This window comes from Bacteroidales bacterium (assembly GCA_014860585.1).
In the GTDB taxonomy this organism is placed as follows: Bacteria; Bacteroidota; Bacteroidia; order Bacteroidales; family 4484-276; genus RZYY01.
In genome coordinates, this window is the sequence record JACZJL010000063.1 from 1 (window position 1) to 10,806 (window position 10,806).

Below are 10,806 nucleotides of genomic sequence, written 5' to 3' on the forward strand. Positions count from 1 at the left end.
ATTGCGTATGGAATTTGTTAACCCTTTGTTTTTGTATGGCCTCGCGGCCATTGCCATCCCCATTATTATTCATCTGTTCAACTTCAGGAAGTTCCGGAAGGTCTATTTCACCAATGTGAAGTTTCTGGAGGAGTTGCAGCAGAAAACCCAGAAGCAGTCGCAGCTCAAGCACCTGCTCACGCTGCTGATGCGCATTCTGGCCATTGTGGCGCTGGTGCTGGCTTTTGCCCAGCCTTACATCCCGGCAGGCGATACCGATGCAAAGCGTGAATCGCGCAATGCCGTAAGCATTTACATTGATAACTCTTTCAGCATGGGGTTGCCTTCGGCTCAGGGCGCCTTGCTCGATGAAGCTGTGAACAAAGCCCGCGAAGTGGCGATGGCTTACGGCACGACCGATATTTTTCAACTGCTCACCAACGATTTTGAGGGCTTTCATCAACGGTATGTAAGCCGGGAAGAGTTCATGGAGTTGCTGGATGAAGTGGAGATTTCGCCGGCAAGCCGCCCGGTGGCAGAAGTTTACAAGCGGCAGTCCGATCTTTTTTATGAAGAGAAACAGGACGGGAGAGTAGCAGTGATGATCTCCGACTTCCAGAAAAACATTTCCAACTTCGAGCTCATAGTACCGGACACCAGCATCACTGCTTACCTTTTGCCGGTTGAGGCCACTGAGAAAAATAATCTCTACATAGATACCGCCTGGTTTGATGCGCCGGCTTACCGCGTGGGTCAACTGGCGCGGCTGAATGTGCGGATCAGGAATGCTTCGGAAAATGATTTTGAAAAAATACCGGTGAAGCTGATCGTGAGCGGGCAACAGCGCGCCATCGCCAGTTTCGACATCATGGCGGCAAAGGATTTAGAAATAGCGATGCCTTTTACAATCCACGACGCGGGAATTCAGTATGCAAAGCTCGAGATCACGGATTTCCCGATCACTTATGACGATGCGCTTTTCTTTACCTTTGAGGTTAGCGATGAGATTCCTTTGCTGGCCATCAATTCCGGCGGTGAAAGTACCTACCTCAACTCACTTTTCAGAAACGACTCGACCTTCATTTTCCAGAATATTGACGAGAACCGGCTCGATTACTCTACTTTCAACCAGTACAACCTGATCATCCTCAACGGACTGAATGTGATCCCTTCAGGGCTTTCCACCGAACTAAAACGCTTTGCCGAAAGAGGCGGTAACATTGTTGTTTTCCCCGGTGAAATGGCCGACCTGGATAACTATCGTCAGTTTTTCCAGAATATGAACACCGCTTTCCTTGCTGAAAAAAACCAGTCCGAAACCCGCGTTTCATCCATCAACATCCTTAACAAGGTTTACGATGATGTATTTGAATCGGTGCAGGACAACATTGACCTGCCGGTGGTTTTTACGCATTACACCATTCGCCGTCAGCCCAACTCAATGATGGAAAGCCTGCTCGAGATGCAGAATGGCAACATTTTCCTGGGTAGCGAGCCGGCTGGCAATGGAATGCTTTACCTGTTTGCGGCGCCACTAAGTGCTGAATGGTCAAATTTTGTCCGACACGCAGTATTTGTTCCGACGCTTTACAAAATCGGTTTGCTGAGCCAGGGCGCTGCCAAGCTGTATTATCTGGCCGGTGAAAATGAGCAGATTTCGCTGAAAGGCGGGCTGCCCGAAGGCGACCAGGTATTCAGGATCAGAAGTGTGGACCGGGAATTTGAGGTGATCCCTGAAATCCGTTCGGTGTTTTCGCAAACCGAAATTTTTACCCAAAATCAGATCAAAGAAGCCGGCCATTACAATGTTAACCATAACGACCAGGTGTTGGCCGGTGTGGCTTTCAACTACAACCGCAAAGAGTCTGACCTGTCCGCATTTTCCAGAGCCGACCTCGAAAAGCTGCTGATTGACAGCGGGCTGGATAATTTCTCGGTCATCAAATCAACCGACCGCTCACTCACCGAGGTCATCGCCGAACTCAACGCAGGGATCCGGCTGTGGAAGTTTTTTATCATCCTCGCTTTGCTGTTCCTTTTTGGCGAAGTGGTTTTACTTAGATTTTTAAAATAATGTCAGCAAGAAAACACCTTGTATATGATTTTCAACGATTTTTTTACCCCACCCTAAAGAGAGTAAATCGTTGAAAATCATTGCTCCCGGAATTTATCCCGAGACTTCGGGAGGGTTGGGGCAAACAATGATTTTCAACAAATAGAGTTTTCTTGCTGACACTTAAAAACAACATAATATCATGAGAATTTTAGCCAACGAAACCATCGGATTAATCATTGACATGCAGGAGCGGCTCTATCCTTTTATCAAAGATAATGAGCAACTCACCCGCAACACCGGCATCCTCATCGAAGGACTGAAGGCCATCGGGGTGAAGATCATGGTTACCGAACAGTACACCAAAGGGCTGGGCTTCACCATCGAACCATTGAAAGTGTTGGTAAATGACATTCCGGTTATCGAAAAGCAGGCGTTTAGTTGCTGTGACGATACGCTGTTCAGCAAAGAGTTTGCGGCACTTTCAACAAAAAACGTCATCATCGCCGGCATCGAAACCCATGTATGCGTGCTCCAGACTACAATTGATCTGATAAAGCAAGGCTACCAGCCTGTGGTGATCGAAGACTGCGTGGGTTCGCGCAATCCAAACGACAAAGCCATTGCCATTCAACGGATGCGACAGGAAGGGGCGATCATTTCCACGTATGAGTCCATTTTATTTGAACTCCTGCGCCACTCAGGAACTGAGGAATTTAAAAAGATTTCGAAGCTGGTGAAGTAAGCTAAAGCAGCAACCTGGAGACCCGCAGGGTTTTGAAGTCATCTTAGGATTACTTTACCACCATCTTTCTGGCCTGTCACGCCGTGAATGTTATCAAACCATACCAAAAATGCGATTGCGGTGGCTTTTGCCGGCAACTCACGGGGTGATTTTACCAAACTCTCACCAAACCTTAAACTGTAACGGCTTTTGCATGTGATTCACCGTGTGACTGGCTTCGAAATCAGATTGAATGTGTTTGTTTACAGATGTTTCCCATCGAATAAGGAAATAATATCAGCTTTTTGATCTCATGCAAAAAATGTAAACTAATTTTGCAAGTCGATTAGTTGAGTTTGCAGGCTGCAAGCCGACGGATAAAGAAAGCCAAATTGAGGATGACCGCACATAACGCAAAAAAGGATCGAATTTAAAAAATGGATGACAATCTGATTGAAAACCAGGAAAATGAACAGATACTGAACCCGGAGCCGCCGGAGCATCACGAGCAGACCAAATCAGGCGATGGTTCCTTCAAGATCATCGCCCTGGACGGGATGTACGAGAACTGGTTTCTGGATTATGCATCCTACGTGATCCTCGAGCGCGCCGTGCCGGATGTGATGGACGGGCTGAAGCCTGTGCAGCGCCGCATCCTTCATGCCATGTACGAGATGGACGACGGGCGTTACAACAAAGTGGCCAACATTATCGGTCAGACGATGAAGTACCACCCGCACGGCGATGCTTCCATCGGTGAGGCGCTGGTGCAGTTGGGTCAGAAGGAGTTGCTGATTGACATGCAAGGTAACTGGGGTAATGTGCTCACCGGCGACAGTGCTGCAGCGCCGCGCTACATCGAAGCCCGCCTCTCAAAGTTTGCCCTCGAGGTGGCTTTCAATCCTAAAACGACAGTATGGAAGGATTCCTACGACGGCAGAAACCGCGAACCGATCTTCCTGCCGATGAAGTTCCCGCTGCTGCTGGCGCAAGGCGTTGAAGGCATTGCTGTTGGGCTGGCTTCAAAGATTCTCCCTCACAACTTCAACGAACTGATTGACGCTTCGATCAAATACCTGCAAGGGAAAGAGTTTGAGATTTTACCCGATTTCCTTGGTGGCGGACTGGCAGATTTTTCCAAATACAACAAGGGGTTGCGCGGTGGAAAGGTGAGGGTGCGCGCCCGCATCAAGCTCGAGGACAAGAAAAACCTGACGATCACCGAAATCCCTTTCGGAACTACCACCACCAGCCTGATTGAGTCCATCATTGCCGCCAACGACAAAGGGAAAATCAAAATTAAAAAGATTGACGACAATACCTCAGATAAGGTCGAAATTCAAATCCAGTTGCAGCCAGGCATCTCACCCGACCAAACCATTGACGCCCTCTACGCTTTCACCAATTGCGAAGTTTCCATTTCGCCCAACGCTTGTGTGATTTATGATGGCAAACCCCATTTCATCGGTGTGGACGAAATCCTGAAAATTTCCACCGACAGCACGGTAAACCTGCTGAAGATGGAGTTGGAAATCCGTAAAAGCGAACTGGAGGAGCAGTGGCATTTTTCATCACTCGAAAAAATATTTATCGAACAACGGATTTACCGCGACATTGAGGAATGCGAAACATGGGAAGCTGTGATTGATGCCATTGACCTGGGTCTGGAGCCATTCAAGCATCTTTTCAAACGGACCATCACCCGCGAGGACATCCTCAGGCTGACAGAAATCAAGATCAAACGTATCTCTAAATTCAATACCTTCAAGGCTGACGAAACCATCCGCGGGATTGAGATTGAACTGGAGGAGGTAGAAAACCATTTGCATCACCTGATTGATTTTGCGATCAATTATTTTAGGGCAATCAAAAAAAAATACGGACAAAACAAAGATCGTCAGACCGAGATCAGAAACTTCGACAACATCGAAGCGACTCTCGTGGCTGCTGCCAACGAAAAGTTATATGTAAACCGCGAGGAAGGTTTTGCAGGTACAGGGCTGAAGAAGGATGAATTTGTGTGCGACTGCTCCGATATTGACGATATCATCGCCTTCCGCGAAGATGGTACTTTCCTCGTCACCAAGGTTTCACCGAAGTTTTTTGTAGGTAAAAATATCATCCATATTGATGTTTTCAAGCGAAATGACGAGCGCACGATCTACAATGCCATTTACCGCGACGGAAAGATTGGCGCTGCTTATGTTAAGCGCTTCGCTGTTGTTGGTGTTACGCGCGACAAAGAGTACAACCTCACCAAAGGCAAACCGGACAGCAAGGTGCTCTATTTCTCAGCCAATCCAAACGGAGAGGCCGAAATAGTGACCGTTCAGCTTAAGCCCAAGCCCAAATTGAAAAAGACTTCGCTTGATTACGATTTCAGCACACTGGCGATTAAGGGCAGAAACTCACAGGGAAACACGCTCACGAAAAATCAGGTGCGCAAGGTGGTGATCAAAGAAGAGGGCATTTCCACCCTTGGCGCCATGGACATCTGGTTTGACGACAGCGTGAAACGGCTGAATACCGAGGAGCGCGGGCAATACATTGGCGCGTTCAAGGGAACCGATAAAATCCTGTCGTTGATGCAATCGGGCGACTACCGTCTGACCGGTTTCGAAATCAGCACCCATTTCGACTCCGACCTGATCTACATCGGGCAGTATGACCCTGAACAAGTCTTCACTGCGGTTTACCTCGAAGGGAAAACCGGTTTTCATTACCTCAAACGTTTTACCATTGAGGAAACTGATAAGAAAACTGCCTTCGTAAACGACGATCCTGACTCTAAGTTCATCACCCTCTCGGTGGATGAAAATCCAATGCTCGAATTGTTTTTCGACCACAAGCGCAATGAGAAGGAAATTCCCAACGAAGTTGTGAATGCGGAGGAGTTTATCGGGGTGAAAAGCCACAAAGCCAAAGGTAAAAGGTTGTCGAAATATTTCATTAAAAAACTGGAATGGTTGGAACCACCGGAGCCTGAAGTGACTGAAGATGATGCAGAGGTTCTGCCCGACGAACCGGACATTGAGTTTGAAGTGATTGATGAACCTGAAGAAATCATAACTGTTCAGGAGGAAAACCAGCCAGTCGAAGAAATGACACCCAGGCCTGAGGAATTCCAGGATGAAGTAACGAAAGAAGACACTTCACCCAAACCAGTTGTTCCTGAAGTTCACATCACTGAAAAGAAAAAACCAAAATCCGGCGCCGGTGAGATACCCGGGCAAATGAGTTTGTTTTAGCAGTGGTCATATTGATGCTCATTTCATTGCGTTGGCCAACTGCTCGGTTGATGGCTTATTCTCCCGGCTAACAAACAAACCTCCAACGAAACTTGTTAAGTGCAAAAAATTATAGAAATGGCCAACAACGTTTTTGGAACAACTCTAAAGCCCTGCAGTCAGCGCCCGGTGACCGGTTTTTATCGCGATGGTATTTGTCGCACCGGCGAAGACGATTATGGAACTCACACGGTCTGTGCAGTGATGACCGAAGAATTCCTGCGGTTTTCCTTCGATCGTGGCAATGACCTGATAACACCCATGCCGCAGTATCGCTTTCCCGGATTAGGCCCGGGAGATCGGTGGTGTCTTTGTGCCTTGCGCTGGAAAGAAGCCTTCCTGGCCGGTGTTGCCCCGCCTGTTATCCTTGAAGCCACCAACGAAAGTACCCTCAGGCTGATTGACCTTGAAGATTTAGTGAAACACGCCTACTCGGAATGATTTGAAACTCACTTCAGAACAATTGAGTATCAACCAGAAAAATTCCTTGATTTGAAAACGAAGCAATGAAATCCAGGATTATCCCAATGCCACATCAAGGAACATCATCGTGGCAAATCCCAACATAGCGCCAATGGTGGATAAGTCAGTTTCATTTCCGGTTTGGGACTCCGGGATTAGCTCTTCGACAACCACAAAAATCATTGCACCTGCTGCAAATGATAAAGCATACGGGAGTAAAGGTGTCATGGTCAGAACAAGATAAGCGCCAAGAACCCCTGCAATGGGTTCCACAATTCCTGATATCTGGCCGTAGTTAAACGCTCTTAATCTCGAAAAGCCCTCTCGTCTTAGAGGAATGGAAACGGCTGCACCTTCGGGGAAGTTTTGTAAGCCAATCCCAATGGCCAGTGCAACTGCACCGGCAAGCATTCCTGAATCAGGATTATTGGCCAGTGCGCCAAAAGCAACTCCAACTGCAAGTCCTTCAGGGATGTTGTGGAGGGTAATCGCCAGCACAAGCAAAACACTCCGTTGCCAGGATGTCTTGATCCCTTCTGCTTTGTCCACTGACAAGCCCAGGTGAAGGTGGGGTAACAGCTTATCAATCAGAAGCAGAAATGCTCCTCCACTCAGAAAACCAACCAGGGCAGGCATCCATGATAGTGAACCATGTTCCTCAGCCATTTCTATTGCTGGCTTGAGCAGTGACCAAAAACTGGCTGCAATCATCACACCTGCAGCAAAACCAAGCATCGAATTCAATATCTTTTTATTGATGGTTTTGAAGAAAAAAACCATCGAAGAGCCAAGTGCTGTTAAACCATAGGTAAACAAAGTGGCAAAAAGAGCCAGCAAAACAGGATTGTATTCAAACAAAAAATCCAGATTCATAATGATTAGTTTTTACTCTGTTTAAAATTATTATTCCAACTAAAACCAATGGCAAAGAAATTCATTTTATGATTTAATCCGACACCCAATGAAAAATCCAGTTGAAAATTGTCCTTTAATAAATAAGTCAGACCACCATCGAGATTTGATGTCCATGTTGTTAAGTTGGAATACTCACCGAAAGGTTCCACAAACATTCCGAACTTATCCGAAAGGCCGAAACTTAATGCTGCTGAGTAAGTCAAATCACCATTTCCGTCACCAAAATAGTTGTAGCCTAAGTTATAGCCCAAGCCAATCAAATCATTTATAGTGTGAGAAATGGCCACTTTATTTACTGTACCCAACGTTGAATTGGTCAAATCCGGTGAACCAGTGGGAAGAATTAAATGAGAAATAAAAGCAATTTCGGAATTGACACCTTCCTTTCTGAGTACTTGCAATTTGAACCCTACTTCCATATCACTCAGACCAAATTCAGGATCATCGTTTGCTAAATCATCGTAAATTGTAACATGTTCTGCCAATCGAAGTTCCAGGGTTTCAAAAATCCCATACCTGAACAAGGCCGTAGGAAGCAATGATATTCTCGTACCGTCGAAGTCCCCGGTTCCAAATCCCATTTCAACCTGAAGACTGTTTTTTGGAATTGTTGTCGAAGATTCCGTTTGGTCCGGGCGGTCTGTAACAATCTGGGCATTTAAGACATTACTCATGATAAACATTACAGTAAGGCTCAAAATGAATCGATTCATGGTTTTTCAATTGTTTAATTTACCTGAAAATTGGTTTGGCCAAAAGTAAAGAATATGGCACACATTGGAAGGTGATAACTCATTTTAATCAGCTATCCCTCATTCTTCTCAACGGTCCCTTTTAAGTAAAAAAGCCCCCGTCAATTGATCAACGGAGGCTTTTTCATGGCATATTGCAGCTTTCTACCTGAAGCTGGCCAGGAAGTCGTCTTTGCATTTTTCTTTATGACGGTTTTGGACACACTGGGCGTCGAGAACGGCCACCATTACCATATTGATGATTTCCTGCACACTGTTTCCAAAGTGCAGCACATGAACGGATTTATTGAGTCCATTAAGGATCGGGCCGATCACGTCAAACTTACCCACCTCACGTAAAAGTTTATAGGCAATATTACCGGCAGTAAGGTATGGGAAAATCAGCGTATTAGCCGGGCCACCTTTCAACTTGGAAAAAGGGAAGTTTTCTTCGAGCATTTCGGCATTGAGGGCTACGTCAACCTGGATTTCACCGTCGACGATCAGTTTGGGATAGTCCCGGTGAAGAATACTGACGGCTTCGCTTACCATATCGGGGATACGGCCGCGGTTACTGCCGAAGTTGGAATAAGTTACCATGGCCACGCGTGGTGTGAGGTTGAACTGTTTAACGGCAAAAGCAGTCTGCAGGGTAATCTCAACCAGTTGCTGCACATTGGGTTCTTTGTTTACCGTGCAGTCGGAAAGGAAAAGTGGCCCTTCCTTGGTATTGATGATGTACATGCCTGAAACCAGCGCAGCATGTGGTTTTTTACCAATGACTTCGATGGCCGGTCTTATGGCGTCAGGATAATTGTTGGTGAGGCCTGAGACCATGGCGTCAGCATAACCTGTTTCGACCAGCATAGGGCTGAAGTAATTGCGGTGGTGCAGTCTGTCAAGGGCTGTGCTGAGGGTAATCCCTTTGCGGTTTCGTTTCTGGAAAAGTAGCTCCGCAAACTGGCGCCTTCTGTCATTTTCGCCGGCTGAACGTGGATCAATAATTTCCGGGTTAGGAATATCAAGCTCGTGCAGTTGGATGAGTTCAAGGATCTTGTCTTTATCGCCCAGTAAAATCGGATAGGCTGCTTGTTGATTTAGCACAAACTCAGCCGCTTTAAGCATTTTATAGTTCTCCGCATCAGCGAAAACCACGCGTTTGGGTTCTTCTATTGCCCGGTGTCTGATTTGTCGGGTGATGGGGTTTGTTGTCCCCATTTTTTTCTGGAGAAACTCGTTGTAAACGTCCCAGTTGGTAATCGGTTTACGGGCAACTCCGGATTCCATGGCTGCCCTGGCAACAGCAGGGGCAAGTCTGGTAATCAGTCTCGGGTCAAATGGTTTTGGAATGATATAATCTTTACCAAAGGCAAAATTGGTGGCATGATAAGCAATGTTAACCTCGTCTGGTACCGGCTCGGTGGCCAGTTCGGCCAGGGCGTATGCAGCGGCCAGTTTCATCTCGTCGTTAATACATTTTGCTCTCACATCCATTGCTCCGCGGAAGATGAACGGGAAGCCAAGCACGTTGTTGATCTGGTTGGGGTAATCAGAGCGCCCGGTAGCCATGATCAAATCATCGCGCACTGAAACGGCTTCGTCGTACATGATCTCAGGAACGGGATTGGCCAGTGCAAATACAACCGGGTGCGGCGCCATTTTTAACAGGAGTTCTTTTTTGAGTACTCCGGCAGTAGAAAGGCCAAGGAACATGTCGGCGCCATCAATGGCTTCGGCCAGGGTGTGGATATCTCTGTCGGTGGCAAATTGCTTCTTCATATAATTCAGGTCGGTACGATCGCGGCGCAGCACCCCTTTGCTGTCAAGCATAATGATGTTTTCGGGTTTGGCGCCAAGCTTTTGGTACAACCTTGTGCAGGAAATTGCGGATGCTCCTGCACCATTGACCACGATCACCATGTCCTCAATTCGTTTACCTGTAATTTTCACAGCATTGAGCAACCCTGCTGATGTGATAATGGCTGTGCCATGCTGGTCGTCGTGCATAATGGGGATGTCAACAGCGGCCTGGATTTTTTCCTCAATCTCGAAGCACTCAGGCGCTTTGATGTCTTCCAGGTTGATGCCTCCAAATGTTGGTGCAATGGCTACAACTGTGTCAATAAATTTCTGCGGGTCTTTCAGATCAATTTCGATATCGAACACATCGATATCGGCAAAAATCTTGAACAGGAGTCCTTTTCCTTCCATTACAGGTTTACCGGCCAGTGCGCCGATATCGCCAAGTCCAAGCACAGCAGTGCCGTTGGAGATAACCGCCACCAGGTTGCCTTTCATGGTGTATTTGTAAACATCGTCCGGATTGTCCTTGATCTTTAGACAAGGGTCGGCTACCCCCGGAGTGTAGGCCAGCGACAGGTCACGCTTTGTTGAGTAAGGTTTGGATGGAATAACTTCCAGTTTTCCCGGACGCCCTTCTGCGTGATAAGTAAGGGCGTCTTTCCTGAATAAATTGTCCAGCATAATTTGGTTAACTTTTGATTGTGTTAAAAATCTAACCCTACAAAACTAATCAATACTTTGCATTTCAAAAGGCTTAATCGCTAATTTTCAAAATGATGAATAAGAAGAAACTGAGTGATAAATCTGATATTCAGCATTAAAAGAGCTAATTAGAACGGTTATAAATTTTGT

The 10,806-nt window shown here is 46.6% G+C and carries 7 protein-coding genes; 4 read left to right on the plus strand and 3 right to left on the minus strand.

Annotated elements, in window-relative coordinates; all coding sequences use genetic code 11:
• From IH598_06880 to IH598_06895, 4 genes are all read left to right on the plus strand, one after another.
• On the plus strand, positions 1-2,053 hold a 2,053-nt coding region (locus IH598_06880), incomplete at its 5' end, for a BatA domain-containing protein (protein ID MBE0638224.1).
• 181 nt (positions 2,054-2,234) lie between these two features.
• Positions 2,235-2,777, plus strand: coding sequence for a hydrolase (locus IH598_06885; GenBank protein MBE0638225.1), 543 nt, complete (start codon positions 2,235-2,237; stop codon positions 2,775-2,777).
• Between the two features lie 416 nt (positions 2,778-3,193).
• Complete coding sequence (locus IH598_06890) at positions 3,194-6,004, plus strand: DNA gyrase/topoisomerase IV subunit A (GenBank protein MBE0638226.1); 2,811 nt, start codon at positions 3,194-3,196, stop codon at positions 6,002-6,004.
• 117 nt (positions 6,005-6,121) lie between these two features.
• Complete coding sequence (locus IH598_06895; GenBank protein MBE0638227.1) at positions 6,122-6,484, plus strand: DUF2237 domain-containing protein; 363 nt, start codon at positions 6,122-6,124, stop codon at positions 6,482-6,484.
• Positions 6,485-6,562: 78 nt separating this feature from the next.
• On the opposite strand, the gene IH598_06900 is transcribed toward IH598_06895, so the two are convergent.
• From IH598_06900 to IH598_06910, 3 genes are all read right to left on the minus strand, one after another.
• Positions 6,563-7,378 (minus strand): ZIP family metal transporter, encoded by an 816-nt coding sequence (locus IH598_06900; protein ID MBE0638228.1) that lies wholly within the window; start codon positions 7,376-7,378, stop codon positions 6,563-6,565.
• A gap of 5 nt (positions 7,379-7,383) precedes the next feature.
• A complete protein-coding gene (locus tag IH598_06905; protein MBE0638229.1) occupies positions 7,384-8,133 on the minus strand; it encodes a transporter in 750 nt (249 codons plus the stop codon).
• Between the two features lie 183 nt (positions 8,134-8,316).
• Positions 8,317-10,635 (minus strand): NADP-dependent malic enzyme, encoded by a 2,319-nt coding sequence (locus tag IH598_06910; GenBank protein ID MBE0638230.1) that lies wholly within the window; start codon positions 10,633-10,635, stop codon positions 8,317-8,319.
• Positions 10,636-10,806 lie beyond the last annotated feature (171 nt).